Here is a 16,685-nt window from a genome sequence, read left to right as displayed (position 1 = left end):
TTAAGGCGCCTCAGAGCTGCTTTTTCTTTAGTATGGAAGATCAATCGACAATTGCTGATTGAAGCTTAAACGATCATTTAAAGCGGCCTTTTTGCGTTTTCTGCGCTGCTCATATCCTTTGCAAAGCATTTTTTCCTCGTTGCTTTCAGGGATGATCGGTTCTGGTTCGACACTTTTGTCCAGGATGACGAAAGTGAAAAAAGCCGTCATTCCCAAAAATCTTTCGCCCGTTAAAAGATGCTCGCCGACGACTTTTGCGAAGACCTCGATCGAATGCGTGCCAACGCCCGTTACGTAGCTTTCGACGCAAAAGGAATCATGCAAGGTGAAAGGTGCAATAAAATTCACGTCGTCGATTGCAGCGGTGACGGTCTGCGTTCGCGCCAGTCTGGCTGCCGAAGTTGATGCCGTTCCGTCCAAAATTTCCAAAATTCGTCCACCATACACGGTTTCGTGCTCGTTGATGTCTTCGGAAATGACGCGATGGTTCGTAATTGCCAGCGTTTCTTTGCATTTTGCCATTCATATCCCTCTTTTCCTGCGTAATGTCATTGTAGCACAAAAAAAGGAGCCGGAATCAAGTTCCGGCTCCTTACGACGAGCCCTCAGTCAGCCTTTCATTACCGCATAAGTTCTTTCACGACGTTCTTTTACATTATCGGTAATCCGCCAACCTGTCTCGTTCGATTAAGGTATAATTGAAAGGCGTTTTGATCCTGCTTAATTAACCTTCAAGCCATATCCATCCTTGCTGTATCGGATACGGTCATTTCACTATTGGGCAACGATGCTTTTATCGTTTCAAGCTCGCTGCAAGCGCTGTTTCGTTCAGTCGCGCTGCAGAATCTCTAAACCCTTTCTACAATTCTGATTATAGCACTTTTTGATCAAAATGCAAGCGCTTACCATTAGAATTGAAAACTTTTTAACTTTTCCTTATTGTTCGCAGATTGACTAAGGATAAATTCTGTTTTATCAATAATTTTCGTTATTCGTGATGTTTAGCATTCGATCACAAACTAAATTATTCTAAATATAGGCAAGAAACGCACGTTTATCAACGCTCTGCATTTTACAAAAAGGGACGCGTTCCGATATAATATCGAAAGTTTTACAGTCCAGAGAGGAGAAAAAATTTTGTATTTAGCAATCAACATCATCGGATTAATCGTATTTCTCGCAATCGGATGGTTGTTTTCAAAAGATCGCAAAGCCATCAACTGGCGCGCAATTTTGACAATGACGGCTTTAAACCTTGTCATGGCATGGTTTTTGACCAGTTTTCCGATCGGTCTCACAATCGTCAAAGGAGCCGCGGCAGGCTTTGATGCACTTGTTCAAGTTTCGTATCAGGGAATCGCGTTTGCAATTCCGAGCATGGTCAACGTGAAGTCGATGGACTTTTTCGTCAGCGTGCTGCTGCCGATTTTAATGATCGTGCCGCTGTTTGACATTTTGACTTATATTGGTGTTCTCCCGTGGATTATCAAGTGGATCGGACGCGGTCTTTCATTTATTACGCGTCAACCTAAATTTGAATCGTTTTTCGCAGTTGAAATGATGTTTCTCGGCAATACGGAGGCGTTGGCCGTCTCATCGCTGCAGCTTAAGCAGATGAGCGCAAAACGCGATTTGACGCTTGCCATGATGTCCATGAGCTGCGTAACGGCCTCCATTATCGGTGCTTATACGCAAATGATGCCCGGACAATATATTTTAACGGCAATCCCTGTCAACGTGATCAACGCATTGGTCGTAACTTCAATGTTAAATCCAGTGCAGGTTTCGCAAGAAGAAGACTTTATTGCCAAAATCGGCGGATTGGCCTCCGTTGCTGAAGGGACGGTTGAAGCCGACGGCAAGAAGGAACCTTTCTTCTCGTTTCTTGGCGACTCGATTCTGTCTGCCGGCCGTCTCGTTTTGATCATCGCTGCCAACGTTATTGCGTTCGTTGCCTTGGCTGCGCTTGTCGACAAGCTTTTGGGCCTGATTCATCCATGGGTTTCCCTGGAACATCTGCTCGGGATCATCATGTTCCCGTTTGCTTGGCTTATGGGTCTCAACCCTTCGGATGCGTTCCAATTTGCCCAATACATGGGTGAAAAGCTCGTGACGAACGAATTCGTCGTTATGGGCAAAGTTACCGGCAAGATCGCAACGACAGCCTTTTCCGAACACTACCGCGCCGTGCTTACGGTCTTCGTGACGTCGTTTGCCAACTTCTCAACTGTCGGCATGATCATTGGCTGCTTCAAGAGCATTGTTGATCGTGAGAAAAACGACTTGGTTTCCAAAAACGTTCCTTATTTGCTGTTGTCAGGCATTTTGGTTTCGTTGCTTTCGGCAGCAACGGTGGGACTGTTTGCTTGGTAGGAACAAGGTGTGAAGACCAGCCGCTCAACAAGGCGGTAGATAAGGAGGGACGCGAGTGATCAGCGCAAGCGCAGTCATGACCCCGTACGCAACTGAATAATGATTAAAATTCGTGCCGTGATTGAAGTGCCCTATAATTGTTAGACAAAGTAGTCTAATGATTGTGGGGTATTTCTTATTATTCTGGGCGGTGCACCGAGATTTCACTCAAATTTTACGGATGGAGATTTTGTTCTACTTTCGAGGCCGCGCGGGACGAATTTGGAGTCGGTGGTAGACAAAAATGAGGCATTCACCCCGTTTTTTGTCTACTTTCGGAGCCACATGCCCCGAATTTGGAGAGTCCGGTAGACAAAAATGAGGCATTTATCCCGTTTTTTGTCTACTTTCGAAGCCGCACGCCCCGAATTTGGAGAGTCCGGTAGACAAAAATGAGGCGTTTCTCCCGTTTTTTGTCTACTTTCGGAGCCGCATGCCCCGAATTTGGAGAGTCCGGTAGACAAAAATGAGGCATTTATCCCGTTTTTTGTCTACTTTCGAAGCCGCACGCCCCGAATTTGGAGAGTCCGGTAGACAAAAATGAGGCATTTCCCCCGTTTTTTGTCTACTTTCGGAGCCGCACGCCCCGTTTTCGACGAATCAGGAACCGCTCGCTGCTTTCCGCCCTGGATTTTTCCGCATGACAAATACCGCTTCAAAGGCATGAAGCAAACATTTTGTGGCACTGGACGGTTCTTTGGCAAATACAGCGTTTACAAGCATCTTATTGCCAAAAAAAGCAAATCACGACTAAAAAATAATCGGTTATCATGTTATAATATTGACAAGCTCTTAACTCCTGAGCCTTTTAATTTTTGTGAAATGCGGCTGCAAAAGTCAGAAAGGAACGTAGGCAATGCAATCCAATGTTTTGATCAGTCAGGACTTGTCTTGTGCAGGTCAAGTCTCGCTTGGCTGTGCTTTACCCTTGCTTGGCGCGCTGAACTTGGCTCCGACCGTTTTGCCCACCGCTTTGTTGTCAACACATACGGGCGGTTTCGGGGAGAACACGTATCTGGATTTGTCAAAAGAAATGGTCAGCATTCTCCAGCATTGGAAAACATTGAGTTTGAAGTTTTCTGCAATCTATCTGGGATATTTGGGAGAGAAACCTTTGGACGTTCTGCAGGAAAATTTGGCGGATGTAAGCACGACTGAAACGATGCTTTTAATCGATCCCGTGATGGGGGATCATGGAAAGCTTTATCGTGGGTTCGATCAAGAATATGTTGAGAAGATGAGATGCTTGATTTCAAAGGCTGATATTGCGACACCTAATTATACTGAGGCAAAACTCTTGTTGGGCGAGCCTTTGACTACTTCTCCAGTTGCAACAGATGATGCTTTTGAAACGGCTGAAAAGGTGCAAAGAAGATTCAATCTGAGAAACATCGTTTTGACGGGGATTGATTCAGGCAATGGCCTGATTTCAATCGTCGGCTGCGAACAAGACGGCGGAACCTGGATGGTCAGTCGTTCGAAACAGCCTGGGAACTATTTCGGAACTGGCGATCTCTTTGCATCGGTCCTTTTTTCAAGTCTCTTGTACGAAAAAGATTTGAGGTCTGCTGGGACGATTGCGATGGACTTCGTGTCTGAAGCAATCGTAAAGACCCAAAAACCCCACGACCCTCGGTTTGGTGCTGATTATGGTGCCGCGATTCCGCAATTATTGAAAAAATTGGAGATCGTTTGAGGGGGAAATAGAAATGAGAGAACAGAAAAATTCTTTGCGAGCAATCATTCTGACAGGTCTGTTTGCCGCAATCATCTATATTGGCATTTGGGTTTTGCGCATACCGGTCCCTGCGATGGTCGGTAAGCCGTTTATCCATTTCGGCAATACGTTGACTGCGGTCGCAATCCTTTTTTTGGGATTTCGAAACGGGATGCTTGCCGGGATAATCGGTCTTGGCGGATTTGATATCTTGAACGGATATGCATCCACCAGTTGGCTGACGATGCTTGAAGTCGTAGTTGTCGCCTTGATAATTTCCGGACTTTTCAGGGCTTTCAAATATAATGACAGTAAAAAGAATATCATAATTCTTGCAATTGCGGCGGGCGTGACCAAGATCTTCACGTCTTACGGAACTTCGATCGTTGAGGCGCTGATGGCAGGAACTGCAATAAAGACAGCGCTGGTTGCATCCTTCTTCAGTTTGCCCGCAACGGTGATCAATTCATGTTCCACCGCAATCTGTACCCCCATTCTGTATTTCTTCGTAAAAACGATTTTTGCTTCGGTTCAGAAGCAAGGCAGATAAAAACAACTAAATTATTTGAAGATATTGCGGTTTCGTGTGTGTGAATCGCAATATTTTTTTAAAAAAGACTTGCAACGAACAGGATTATTCGATATAATAATATTCGTTGCTTAGGTAACATATGGGTGGTTAGCTCAGCTGGCAGAGCAACGGACTCTTAATCCGTGGGTCCAGGGTTCGATCCCCTGACCACCCATTGTCGGTGTTTTGAAACCGGCATTCGATGGAAGTCGAAAAAGGGCTTGCATCTTATCCAGATAACTGGTATCATATCTTATGTTGATTGTAAGTCAACGCAATATGGGTGGTTAGCTCAGCTGGCAGAGCAACGGACTCTTAATCCGTGGGTCCAGGGTTCGATCCCCTGACCACCCATCAGAGATTTGGGAAAGACATCGGAAGTTCCGATGTCTTTTTTTTGTACTCACTGAAAAATGCAGAGCCGCAAATGAAAACCGGTGCAAAAATACGGGCAGATTTCAAAAAGCGTCGTTTTCCCGCCTCATTGCATCAAATGCCTTGATTTAACGGAAAAATAAAGATGACGTTTCGAATTTCGTTCGTCCTCGCGTCAAAAAACAGAGCACTTTTGCTCAGTTCACAACAGCTGAATTTAAATGTTATAATGGTGTTGTATGGATTATTAACGATAAGAGACGGAAATTTGTCATCAGAACGTCTTTTGATTGGAAATACTGAATTTTAAAGAGGAATCAACATGAAGAAAATTTTAGTAGTAGATGATGAAAAGCCGATTTCAGACATCATCAAGTTCAACCTGACCAAGGAAGGCTATGACGTGCATACGGCTTATGACGGTGAAGAAGCGCTGAAACAAGTTGAAGAGGTTTCTCCCGATCTGATTATTTTGGATCTGATGCTGCCGAAAATTGACGGTTTGGAAGTGGCACGCGAGGTGCGCAAGACGCATGACATGCCGATTATCATGGTCACGGCCAAAGATGCCGAAATCGACAAGGTTTTAGGCCTTGAAATGGGTGCCGACGATTACGTGACGAAGCCGTTTTCGAACCGTGAGCTGGTTGCGCGCGTCAAGGCCAATCTGAGACGTCAGGCAGCGGTTGCAAACGCAACGCCGGAAGAAGAGAAGTCGTCTGACATCGAAATCGGCAGTTTGACGATTCATCCGGAAGCCTATGTCGCTTCAAAGAACGGCGAAAAAATCGAGCTGACGCACCGCGAGTTCGAGCTTTTGTACTATCTGGCCAAGCATATCGGCCAGGTCATGACGCGTGAGCACTTGCTTCAGACTGTTTGGGGATATGATTATTTCGGCGACGTGCGCACGGTTGACGTGACCGTCAGACGTTTGCGCGAAAAGATCGAGGACAACCCGAGTCGCCCGACATTGTTGGTGACGCGCCGCGGAGTCGGTTATTATCTGCGCAGTCCGGAAGCCGAATGATTTATTTTTGAAAAATGCACTGCCGAAACCGAATTCGGTGAGTAAATTCGAGCTTGAAATCGGCATGACGATAACAAAGGAAAAAGATGGAAAAACAAACGAATAAAAAGCTTCACTTTTTCCAATCCATTCACTTCAAGATAGCCCTCGTGTTTGCATTGTTGCTATTGATAACATTTCAAATCGTCGGGGCTGTTTTTGTACAGAGATTGAAAAGTGAAAATATCAAATCATTCAAACAACGAGTGGAATTATCCACTTATGTCGATAATTCGCTGATCAAGCAGCTGACGTCGACGAATACGACAAAAGCCAACAAGAGCATCAATACGATTTTGGAAGACATCAACAACGAAAATATTTCGACGATTCAAGTGATTGATTCCAAAGGAACGATTCGCGGCGAAAACGACGTTAACGGACGCTCGGTCGTCGGACAGAAAACAACTAACACAAACATCAAGCGCGTTCTTTATTCAGGAAGAACGTTTACGACGATGACGTATGACAAAAGCAGCAATCGGCGTTCATACGTGTCGATTACGCCCTTGTTTAGCGCAAGCGGAAATACCAATACGGTCGTCGGGGCAGTGTATCTCAGAGCAAATCTCGAAAGCGTCTATGATTCGGTCAACAGCGTCACGCTGATTTTTGCGACGGCTTCCTTGATTGCAACGGCAATCGGGATGGCGCTTGCGATTACCGTCTCAAGCGCGATTACGCGTCCGATCGATGAAATGAAAAAGCAGACGATGCAGATTGCCGACGGCGATTACTCAGGCAAGGTTCATGTTTACGGGACTGACGAGTTGGGACAATTGGCACAGGCGGTCAACAATCTGTCTGTCAGAGTTGAAGAAGCACAAGAGTCTTCTGATTCAGAAAGGCGCAGACTTGATTCGGTCTTGTCGCACATGTCGGACGGGGTCATTGCAACGGATCGGCGCGGAAACATCAGCATTATCAATGATATGGCCTGCGAATATCTGGACGTTGAGTCAAAAGACGTAATCGGAACCTCGATTTTGGACGTTCTCAAAATTCGTGAGATGCAAACGATGCGAGAATTGATCGAAAATCAGGACGGAATCATCGTCGACATGTCTGATGCAGGACATGATCAGATTTTAAATGCCTACTTTTCAACGATTCAACGCGAAACGGGCTTTATTTCGGGATTGGTCTGCGTGCTTCATGACGTGACCGAACAGCAGAAAATCGATCGTGAAAGGCGTCAGTTCGTTTCAAACGTTTCGCATGAATTGCGCACGCCGCTCACGAGCATGAGAAGCTACATCGAAGCTCTCAATGACGGTGCTTGGAAGGATCCGGAAGTCGCCCCTGCATTTCTCAAGGTTACGCAGGACGAGACCGATCGCATGATTCGCATGATCAATGATTTGTTGAGTTTGTCGCGCATGGACTCAGGAACCGTCAAGCTTGATTTTGAGCTGGTCAATCTGAACGAGCTGTTCAACTATATTTTGAATCGATTTGACATGATGCTTAAAAAAGACAACAACGACACTCGTGAAACCAAGAGCAAGAATTACACGATCAAGCGTGATTTCACGAAACGCGATCTGTGGGTTGAAATCGACACCGACAAGTTCATTCAGGTGGTCGACAACATTATGAACAATGCGATCAAATATTCCCCTGATGGCGGCGTAATCACGTGTCGTCTGTTGGAAACGCACAATCACGTGATTTTGAGCATTACGGACCAGGGCTTGGGAATTCCGCGAAAAGACCTTGGACATATTTTTGACCGTTTCTTCCGCGTTGACAAGGCGCGTTCAAGAGCTCAGGGCGGAACTGGACTTGGACTTGCAATCTCTAAGGAAGTAATCGAGATGCATCATGGCAAGATCTGGGTCGACAGTATCGAAGGCAAGGGATCGACATTTTATATTTCCTTGCCATATGAAGAATACGAAGGAGATGACTTGTGGGATGAAGAATAAGAAAAGAAACTGGTCATGGCTCCTTCCGGTTGCGCTGATTATTGCGGTTTTGATCAGCATCATTTTCACTGTGCTGATTTGGGTGACTCCTTCGAACTTCCAGGTCTTTGGAGCAAAAAGTGTTCCGGCAGCGGGCAGCGTCGATAAAAACGTGGCTGGAAAACAAAGCATCGCCGACGTTTATCTGCCCGTGAGTCTGACTTACTACGAAAATGATACGAGATATCAGCTGTCGAGTACGAAAATCGATGTGATCGACCTTGCAAGACGCCGGGGCAAAAACGTCAGAATCAAAAAAATTACCAAAAAAACGTTCAGGAGTCAAGAAGAGTACCTCAAATTTCTGAACATGAACGATTCGTATTCGCTGAACTACTCGGCACCCGTGACGCTCGGCTTGTTCAAGAACCATATGAAGTCGATGACGAAATCAGATGCGAATTATGCATTTTCAAGAATTTTGGTGCCTTTGAATCGCCACGGCGTCATTTATTTCATGGACGACCACAGTCTGAACGTCTATACTGCCCACGTTCAGGCAATCGGAAAAATGTCGTCGCTGATAACGCGGCGCGACATCAAGATGGTTCGTGTCGAATATCGGTTGTTCAACGGGCATATCACGAAGTATTTCTTACAACCGATCGAAGTTCCGAAGAGCAGCTATTTGATCAATCGTGAAAATACAGGGCTGTTCGTCACCAGATTGATCGGATCAAACGAAAATTCGGCCGTAACGACTCGGGAGCAGAAAAAACAAACAATCTACACTGATGATGCCGGGCAGCGAATGGTCATCAAAAATCATAACGGCTACGTTTCTTACACGAACTATGCAAAAGAAATTGCCGAAGCAAGACATCGCAGCCTTTATGACAGTCTGACCTTGTCGTTTGACCGGCTGAAACTTTTGGACGTTGCGCTTGATGACGTGCGCTACTCGGAATTTGACTTTCAAAGCAAAAATGCCACATATCGCAGCTATATCAACGGTTTTCCGATTATTTCAGCAGATGAGTATGGCTCTTATCAGGTTCAGATCACGGACAGCGGAAATCAACATCTGGTTTTCTCGCTTTATACCTTGCAAGTGCCGGTTCCGGCCGATTCAAACGCAGTTCAGCTGCCGAATACGGATGACGTCATGGAGAGCTTGAAGCAAAGCGGAATCGACATGCAAAAAATCAATAACGTTCAGATCGGATACCGCGAATCCAAGAATGAATCAAGCGCGCTCGTCATTGATTTGACACCGACTTATTTTGTCAAATACAACAACGTTTGGATCGATTACAGGGATCTGGTTCACAATGAGGAGGGTTCACGATGAATTTTAAACGAATTGAATGGATCTTCCTGGTGGCATTTATCGTGCTTGACTTTTTCTTGCTGACGACTTACTTTCATCAAGATTCAATCGTTGAGTCGACAACGAATACCAGTACTCAGGACTCGACAGCATCTTTGATGAAGAGTTTGAAAAACGATCAGATCAGTCACGGAAAATTGTCTGACAAGAGTCAAAGCGGATACTATCTGGCAGCGCCAAAGGACGGTTTTCTGCGTGAAAAGGCGACTCAGTTGCACTATGTGACTTGGTCTTATTCAAATCATAAACTGACCGCTTCGTTTATCACGGGCATCAAGCTCAATCTGACGAATCCGCAAAATTCGCTTGATTCTGTCGTCAAGGATTCGGCTGAAATACCGATGGGCAAGCATTATTCTTTTAACGGCAATCTTTCGACCAAAAATACGATCGTCTATACGCAGGAACTTTACGGCAAACCCGTCTATTCAAGCGAAGGACAAATCAGGTTTACGGTCAAAGATGGCTATGTTACGGGCTATACGCAAACGTATATCCATGCGGCCGATATTTTGCGCGAAAAGAAAGATACAATCAGTCAAAAACGTGCCTTGATGTGGCTTTATCAATACAACAAGCTGTCGCAAAATTCGACCGTCGAGTGGTGCAAATTGGGTTATACCAGGCTGCTTGACGTCAACAACAGCGTAGTTTACATTCCGACGTGGAATTTTTGCATCAGCTCCAAATCTTCAGGGACGGTTCAATACCGGCGGATCAATGCGTTTACCGGTGCAGTCATGGATGAAACAATCAGTGTTAAGTAGGGAAGATTAAAATGACACAGCAAAAAGATCAAATGAAAATCAGCGTCTTGGCAAGCGGAAGCAGCGGGAATGTGACTTACGTCGAAACAGAAAAGCACAAGGTTTTGATCGATGCCGGCCTTTCCGGTAAAAAAATCGAAACGTTGATGAACTCGATCGGACGGACGTTAAAAGACGTCGACAGCCTGTTCGTCACGCACGAGCACTCCGATCACTGTCAAGGAGTCGGTGTCTTGGCCAGGCGTTACGGGATGAACGTGTACGCAAATGAGGGCACATGGGCTGCGATGAGCAAAAAGGTCGGCAAAATCCCGCTGGATCAAAAATACGTCTTCAAATGCGGAAGCGTGCTCAGCTTGGACGATCTTGACATCGAGAGTTTCGGCGTTTCGCATGATGCGAGCGAGCCGCAATTTTACGAGCTGCACCATCATGACAGTTCGTTTGCGATTGTAACCGATACGGGCTACGTTTCACCGATGGTTGCCGGAATCATTCAAGATGCAGAGGCGTATCTGTTCGAATGCAATCACGATACGGAGATGCTTCGGATGGGGGCATACCCGTGGCCGTTGAAGCAAAGAATTTTAGGCGATACCGGACACCTGTCGAACGAAGACGGAGCCAATGCTTTGATGAGCGTCATCGGAAACAAGACCAAACAGATTTATCTTGGTCACCTCAGCCGTGAGAACAACGTCAAAGAGCTGGCACATCTGACGGTCGATCATATGATGCGTGACCATGATTTTGCCGTCGATCATGATTTTTATCTCCATGATACCGACCCTGAGAAGGCTACGCCGCTGATAGCATTGTAAAAAAATTTTTAAAATTGCTTGAATTAAGGTAAAGCTTTTGAAAAATACAGGATTTTTTATGAGAAAACGGCTATATTAAAGCTAAGAGATAAAAACGAAAGGGGTCCATCATTATGTTCGATGACAATCACAACAATCAATTCGACGGCGAATTCAATGAAGTTGAGCCAGAAAACAACTCGCCTGAATCACGAGATCCAAAAAAAGGAAACGGCTTGGGCAAGGTGTTCGTCACAGCGCTCGTTGCAGGGCTTTTAGGCGGCGGAATTTCGGTCGGTGGATATGTCTATTATCAAAATCATAATTCGCAGGCACAAGACAAGATTGAAAATTCCAAAGGAACGACGCAGACAAGCAACGTCAAAGTCAACGTCGGAACACAAGCTTCAAAAGCATTCAAGAAAATCAAGGGAGCCGTTGTTTCAGTTGAAGCATATTCAAATTCGTCTTCCGATTACGATACGCTTGAAGACCTGTTTGGCGACAGCAGCTCGTCTGAAACTTCGACCAGCGAAGGCTCTGGCGTCATCTACAAGAAGGATGGGAACACTGCATTTATCGTGACGAACAATCATGTCATTTCAGGTGCAAATAAAGTCGAGGTTCTTTTGAGTAGCGGCAAGAAGGTCAAGGCTTCAGTCGTCGGACATGACTCCGTCTCAGACTTGGCAGTTTTGAAGATTGACGCTTCAAACGTCAATCAGGTTGCAACGTTTGGCAACTCTGACAACATCAGCGTCGGCGAAACGGCGCTTGCCATCGGATCTCCGCTTGGTTCTGAATACGCAACTTCCTTGACTCAGGGAATTATTTCCGCCAAGAAGCGCACGATTGACGTTACGGACTCAAACGGCACGTCGACCGGTCAGGCTACGGTTATTCAAACGGATGCGGCCATCAACCCGGGCAACTCAGGCGGTCCTTTGATCAACCTTGCCGGTCAGGTTATCGGCATCAACTCCATGAAGCTTTCCAGCACGGGATCGAGCACGTCGTCTTCGTCAACGTCCGTTGAAGGCATGGGATTTGCCATTCCAAGCAATGAAGTCGTCAGCATCATCAACCAGCTTGTCCAAAACGGCAAGGTGGTTCGGCCGGCACTCGGAATTTCTTTGGTTGACCTTGATTACGTTTCCGAAGCTGATCGTTCTCAGACGCTCAACCTTCCAAGCAAGGTAACGAGCGGCGTCGTCGTGATTAAGGTCAACTCGTCATCACCGCTCAAGAAGACTGATATTTCAAAATATGACGTCATCGTTTCGCTTGGCGGCAAGAAAGTTTCCGGCCTGTCGTCATTGAGGACGGCGCTTTACGGTCACAAGGTCGGTGACACTGTTGAAATACAGTACTACCACAAAGGTGAGCTCAAAAAGGCAAACGTCAAACTGACGCTTGAGTCTAACGACAAGAATACGTCGACGGCATCCAATTCGGGCAATTAAAGCGAAAACAGATCTAACCGCAAACAGCCGAGGCTTGGCAGCAAGTCTCGGCTGTTTGATTGCGGATATCCGGCTCTGCATTTCACAAGAAAGGCACGTAAAAATTTGCTATAATTGTTATGCACAGGAAAAAGCGAATGTTCACGAAAAAACTTATCCACAATTGCGAGTGAAAGCTGTGGATAAGTTTGCGATATGCAATTTGTGGAACACTGAGAAACGTTGATTTTACAATGATTTTGGCAATATGGAAAGTGCGTTCGCATGGTTTTATGCAAAGTGGATAAGTCGAACGTTTCCAACATAAATATAGTATCAAAAAGGTTGAAATCAGCCATATGTTGTGTTTTTGCTTATCAACATGTGGATAAGTTTGTGGGAAAGCTGTGGATTATCCACATGTTCAAGGAGGATTTAAATGAATATCAAAATAATCTGCGTGGGAAAATTAAAAGAAAAGTACTGGAAACAGGGAATTGCGGAATATTCAAAACGTCTTGGCAAGTTTTGCAAGTTTGAAATTGTCGAGGTTCCGGATGAGAAGGCCCCTGAAAAGTTAAGCGAAGCGCAGATGGAAAACGTCAAGAAAACCGAAGGAGAAAGAATCCTGGGCAAGATCAAAGATCGTGATTACGTTTATGCTTTAGCAATTCTTGGCAAAGAGCGTACATCTGAAGAATTTGCTTCAGAAATCGAAAATTTGACGACGTATGGCAGAAGCGATCTGGCATTTGTCATCGGTGGCTCGCTCGGATTGTCTGAAGACGTCCTGAAACGTGCGGATTCGCAAATTTCCTTTGGTCGGTTCACGATGCCGCATCAGCTGATGCGCCTCGTTTTGACGGAACAGATTTATCGGGCTTTCATGATTAATTCTGGCAGTCCGTACCATAAATAGGGGGAATTTAAATGACTGAAATCAAGGAAGGGTATCTGCCGTTCGGACAATACCGGACGTATTATCGAATCGCAGGCAAAAATTTTGATCAAAAGCCGCCGCTGATTTTGCTGCACGGAGGTCCGGGATCGACGCACAATTATTTCGAGGTGCTTGACTGCGTTGCAGACAAAACGAACCGCCAGGTCATCATGTATGATCAGCTTGGCTGCGGAAGATCCAGTCTTCCGGACGATACTCCTGAGGTTTACAACGCTTCGATTTGGATGAAGGAGCTGCAAAATTTGCGCGAGCAGCTGCACGTTTCAGAATTTCACGTTTTGGGTCAGTCATGGGGCGGAATGCTGGCATTGCTCTACATGCTTGACGGTGATGCAAGGGGCGCCAAGAGCCTGATTCTTTCAAGCACGCTGTCTTCGGCTTCACTGTGGGCAAAAGAACTTCACCGAATGATAAGGTTCATGGATGAAAGAGATCAGGAAGCAATCAAGCAAGCAGAATCGACGGGCGATTTCACAAGTCCTGAATATTTGGCTGCAAATGAGCGCTTCATGGAGCTTCACAGCTGTGCGAAAATCACCAGCGATGCTCCGGAACCGCTTCGCCGCAAGAAAATCGGCGGCAAGCGCGCGTATCTTGAAGCCTGGGGGCCAAATGAGTATAATCCGCAGGGAAACCTTCATTCGTATGAGGTCACTGATCGTTTGAACGAGATTTCCGTTCCGACTCTGATTACGAGCGGGACTGACGACCTTTGCACGCCGTTGGTCGCCAAAACGATGTACGATCGCATCGAAAATGCGCGCTGGGAGCTTTTTGCAGGCTGTCGCCACATGTCGTTCGTGCAAGAAAACGAAAAATACGTTGAGCTTTTGTGCAAGTGGCTTAACGAAAACGATTAGCATGCAAAGAAGATGTTTTTTGAAATAAAAAAGAGGCTGGGAAAAAACTCTGGCTCAAATTGAAAAACCGGATTAGATTTGCAATTAATTGCAAATCTGATCCGGTTTTTTTCGTATGCATGACGCCTTCCATGATGGAAATAACTCAAAAGAGACCGTCGGCAAATTCTTGGTGCGATGATTTAGCGGACGCTGCATTTGACCAAAAGTCATCAAGACAAAGAAAATTGCGGACAAAATCAGTCATCAAAGACCTGCGTATAATTGCCCAATTCGGCATTTGCATCCTGGATGCTGATGAATGCGTTCGGATCTGCTTTTTTGATCGTTTGACGCAAGTAGGGAATCTGGTCTTGCTGAGCAACGATGATGATGATGTCGGTCCGTTCGCCGGTGTAAATGCCGGTACCGTTCAAAAGGGTTGCGCCATGAACGAAATAGCGCAGGGCATCTGCGACTTTGTCTGAAGCCTTGGTAAAGATCATGATGCTCGTATCTTTTTGCTTTTTGAAAGTGAAGTCCATCATCCAGCTGGTGACGAGCATCCCGAGCAGACTGTAGACGCTTCGCCCGAGATTGAAGAAGATGGCGGTCAAGATCAGAATGACGCCGTTCAGCAAGTTGTTGATAAATCCGATTTTCATTTTATACTTGTTTTGGAAGTAGGTGACGATGACGTCCGTTCCGCCGGTCGAAAAACCGTTGTTGAAACAAAAGCCGATGCCGGCACCGATGATTGCGGCACCGACAAGCGTGTTTGTCAAATCGTTGGTGACGACGGTAACCTGCGGAATAATCTTCAGAAAGAAAATGTTTGAGGCAACAGCCATGAGCGAAAAAACGATGTAGTTAAAGCCGAATGATTTCAAGGCAAACAGGAACAGCGGGATGTTCATGATGATCATCAGGAAACTGATGCTGACGCTGATGCCGAAATTTGTAAAAATCGCCTGAAGAAGCTGCGCGATTCCGGGAACGCCGATCGAATAGGAATGAGCGTGTGACAGGAAAACGTTGATGCCGATGGCCGACATGAGTCCGTAGAGAATTGCAAAGAAACTTTTGCGAACGAATTTGAGCTGTGTTTTATTCTTTAACATGGTGAAAAACTCCGTAAAATATGATTTATAGCAAGATTATAAAACGAGAAACAACGTGTTTCAATGACAATTAATGTTTCACGTGAAACATTCAGAACGTGGTTTTAGAAAAAGAAGGGCAGTTGCTGTAAAATGAGGGTGGGTGATCAAAATGAGAATTGAATACGTAAGTCTTTTCGTGCAGGACGTTCAAAGATCGGAAATGTTTTACCAAAAGTATTTCAGAGCAAAAGAAGATTGGATAAGCACTGACAAACAGTCATGCTTGCTGAAGTTTTCGGACGATGTTCGCCTCGAACTTTTGAAAAATGCAGAGCCTGGTCCGCGAAGATGTGCCAGGTTCGCAATTTCTGTCGGCGGACCTGAGATGATCGAATCATTGGCACGTGCAATCGAAAATGACGGATACGAGTGCTCTCAGCATTTGGAAAAGACAAAAGACGGACGCTATCGAGCAATCGTGCTTGATCCTGATAAAAATGAATTGGAATTAGTGGAAGAAAATTAAAAAAGAGGCTGTTAAAAAATCCTCCTCAAATTGAAAAACCGGATGATTTGCAATCAATCGCAAATCTGATCCGGTTTTTTTCATTTTTGAAAGTGTGCAAGGAAACACGTTCTTTTAAGGACGTGATGAATTGCCTGTTTTTTTGTCCTTATGACACACGAATACGAACATATGTGTTATAATAATTGATATAAAAGATATAAACAGACTTACGTATGGTAGCACATCGGTTTACAATCTTAATTATCATCTCATCTGAGGAATTAAGTATCGCAATAAAGTGCTGAAAGGACACGTCGAAACATTCTTGAAGCGAACCTTATATGAAATTGCTTCAAAATACGGCTTTACGATTGCTCACATGGAGATTGGAAAAGATGACCACATTCACTTATTGGTGAGCGCACCGCCTGAATTGTCGGGAACGAATATTATGCGCTGGCTGAAGGAAATTTCAGCGTGGCAATTGTTCAGGAAATGTCCGGAATTACAAACCAGTCACCGGAAGAAGCAGGATCGTCATTTGTGGTCACCGAGTTACTATGTTGAAAGCATCGGCACAGTCAATGAACAGGCTGTTGCCAAGTACATTGATGACCAGCGTCGAAAAGAGGTGAACCTGGAGTGAGCAAAGTCATTAAGGGGATTAAGTTGCGATTGTACCCCAATCAATCCCAGCGGGAACAGTTATGGCAAATGTTCGGCAACGACCGTTTTGTTTGGAATCAGATGCTGGGAATGGCTAAGGAACGCTATCAGAACAATCCAAACAGTCTTTTCGTCAATGAGTATGGCATGAACTATCT

At 45.3% G+C, this 16,685-nt stretch carries 15 protein-coding genes, 2 tRNA genes and 1 pseudogene; 16 read left to right on the top strand and 2 right to left on the bottom strand.

Annotated features, from left to right (window positions below; translation table 11 throughout):
- Positions 1 to 27 precede the first annotated feature (27 nt).
- A complete protein-coding gene (locus BMZ95_RS04620; RefSeq protein WP_014072656.1) occupies positions 28 to 522 on the bottom strand; it encodes an acyl-CoA thioesterase in 495 nt (164 codons plus the stop codon).
- 615 nt (positions 523 to 1,137) lie between these two features.
- On the opposite strand from BMZ95_RS04620, the gene BMZ95_RS04615 reads away from it, so the two are divergent.
- The 13 genes from BMZ95_RS04615 to pepI all read left to right on the top strand — a co-directional run bounded on the left by BMZ95_RS04615 (position 1,138) and on the right by pepI (position 14,271).
- Positions 1,138 to 2,373 (top strand): NupC/NupG family nucleoside CNT transporter, encoded by a 1,236-nt coding sequence (locus BMZ95_RS04615; protein WP_014072657.1) that lies wholly within the window; start codon positions 1,138 to 1,140, stop codon positions 2,371 to 2,373.
- 895 nt (positions 2,374 to 3,268) lie between these two features.
- Positions 3,269 to 4,108 (top strand): pyridoxamine kinase, encoded by an 840-nt coding sequence (locus BMZ95_RS04610; RefSeq protein ID WP_046922352.1) that lies wholly within the window; start codon positions 3,269 to 3,271, stop codon positions 4,106 to 4,108.
- A 13-nt stretch (positions 4,109 to 4,121) separates the two neighbouring features.
- Positions 4,122 to 4,679, top strand: a complete 558-nt coding sequence (locus tag BMZ95_RS04605) for an ECF transporter S component (protein ID WP_003695842.1) — start codon at positions 4,122 to 4,124, stop codon at positions 4,677 to 4,679.
- Positions 4,680 to 4,802: 123 nt separating this feature from the next.
- Positions 4,803 to 4,875: transfer RNA gene (locus BMZ95_RS04600), tRNA-Lys, on the top strand.
- 106 nt (positions 4,876 to 4,981) lie between these two features.
- Positions 4,982 to 5,054: transfer RNA gene (locus tag BMZ95_RS04595), tRNA-Lys, on the top strand.
- A gap of 343 nt (positions 5,055 to 5,397) precedes the next feature.
- A complete protein-coding gene (gene yycF / locus BMZ95_RS04590) occupies positions 5,398 to 6,105 on the top strand; it encodes a response regulator YycF (RefSeq protein WP_046922239.1) in 708 nt (235 codons plus the stop codon).
- Positions 6,106 to 6,191: 86 nt separating this feature from the next.
- Positions 6,192 to 8,072, top strand: coding sequence for a cell wall metabolism sensor histidine kinase WalK (walK, locus tag BMZ95_RS04585; RefSeq protein ID WP_014072662.1), 1,881 nt, complete (start codon positions 6,192 to 6,194; stop codon positions 8,070 to 8,072).
- Complete coding sequence (locus BMZ95_RS04580; RefSeq protein ID WP_046922238.1) at positions 8,062 to 9,402, top strand: YycH family regulatory protein; 1,341 nt, start codon at positions 8,062 to 8,064, stop codon at positions 9,400 to 9,402. The genes walK and BMZ95_RS04580 overlap by 11 nt, the downstream gene beginning before the upstream one ends.
- Positions 9,399 to 10,208 (top strand): two-component system regulatory protein YycI, encoded by an 810-nt coding sequence (locus BMZ95_RS04575; RefSeq protein ID WP_014072664.1) that lies wholly within the window; start codon positions 9,399 to 9,401, stop codon positions 10,206 to 10,208. Before BMZ95_RS04580 ends, BMZ95_RS04575 begins: the two co-directional genes overlap by 4 nt.
- A gap of 11 nt (positions 10,209 to 10,219) precedes the next feature.
- A complete protein-coding gene (locus BMZ95_RS04570; RefSeq protein WP_046922237.1) occupies positions 10,220 to 11,029 on the top strand; it encodes an MBL fold metallo-hydrolase in 810 nt (269 codons plus the stop codon).
- Positions 11,030 to 11,142: 113 nt separating this feature from the next.
- Entirely contained in the window at positions 11,143 to 12,471 is a 1,329-nt protein-coding gene (locus tag BMZ95_RS04565; protein WP_014072666.1) for a S1C family serine protease, read from the top strand.
- 418 nt (positions 12,472 to 12,889) lie between these two features.
- Positions 12,890 to 13,369 (top strand): 23S rRNA (pseudouridine(1915)-N(3))-methyltransferase RlmH, encoded by a 480-nt coding sequence (gene rlmH, locus BMZ95_RS04560; RefSeq protein ID WP_003697684.1) that lies wholly within the window; start codon positions 12,890 to 12,892, stop codon positions 13,367 to 13,369.
- An 11-nt stretch (positions 13,370 to 13,380) separates the two neighbouring features.
- The gene (pepI, locus tag BMZ95_RS04555) at positions 13,381 to 14,271 is read left to right on the top strand and encodes a proline iminopeptidase (protein ID WP_014072667.1); all 891 of its coding nucleotides are present in this window, start codon (positions 13,381 to 13,383) and stop codon (positions 14,269 to 14,271) included.
- 239 nt (positions 14,272 to 14,510) lie between these two features.
- On the opposite strand, the gene BMZ95_RS04550 is transcribed toward pepI, so the two are convergent.
- Positions 14,511 to 15,371: a YitT family protein gene (locus BMZ95_RS04550; protein ID WP_046922236.1), complete on the bottom strand. Its 861-nt coding sequence runs from the start codon at positions 15,369 to 15,371 to the stop codon at positions 14,511 to 14,513.
- A gap of 151 nt (positions 15,372 to 15,522) precedes the next feature.
- Here BMZ95_RS04550 and BMZ95_RS04545 point away from each other — a divergent pair, with 151 nt between their 5' ends.
- From BMZ95_RS04545 to BMZ95_RS04535, 3 genes and pseudogenes are all read left to right on the top strand, one after another.
- Positions 15,523 to 15,879 (top strand): VOC family protein, encoded by a 357-nt coding sequence (locus BMZ95_RS04545; RefSeq protein ID WP_014072669.1) that lies wholly within the window; start codon positions 15,523 to 15,525, stop codon positions 15,877 to 15,879.
- Between the two features lie 190 nt (positions 15,880 to 16,069).
- Positions 16,070 to 16,507, top strand: a pseudogene (tnpA, locus tag BMZ95_RS04540) (IS200/IS605 family transposase).
- Positions 16,504 to 16,685, top strand: a 182-nt coding sequence (locus BMZ95_RS04535; protein ID WP_159428733.1) for a helix-turn-helix domain-containing protein, incomplete at its 3' end; no start/stop codon positions are given. The pseudogene tnpA and the gene BMZ95_RS04535, both read left to right, overlap by 4 nt.

The sequence above is a fragment of the Ligilactobacillus ruminis DSM 20403 = NBRC 102161 genome (assembly GCF_900113455.1).
Taxonomy (GTDB): Bacteria; Bacillota; Bacilli; order Lactobacillales; family Lactobacillaceae; genus Ligilactobacillus; species Ligilactobacillus ruminis.
This window is presented reverse-complemented; position numbering and strand designations above follow the sequence as displayed.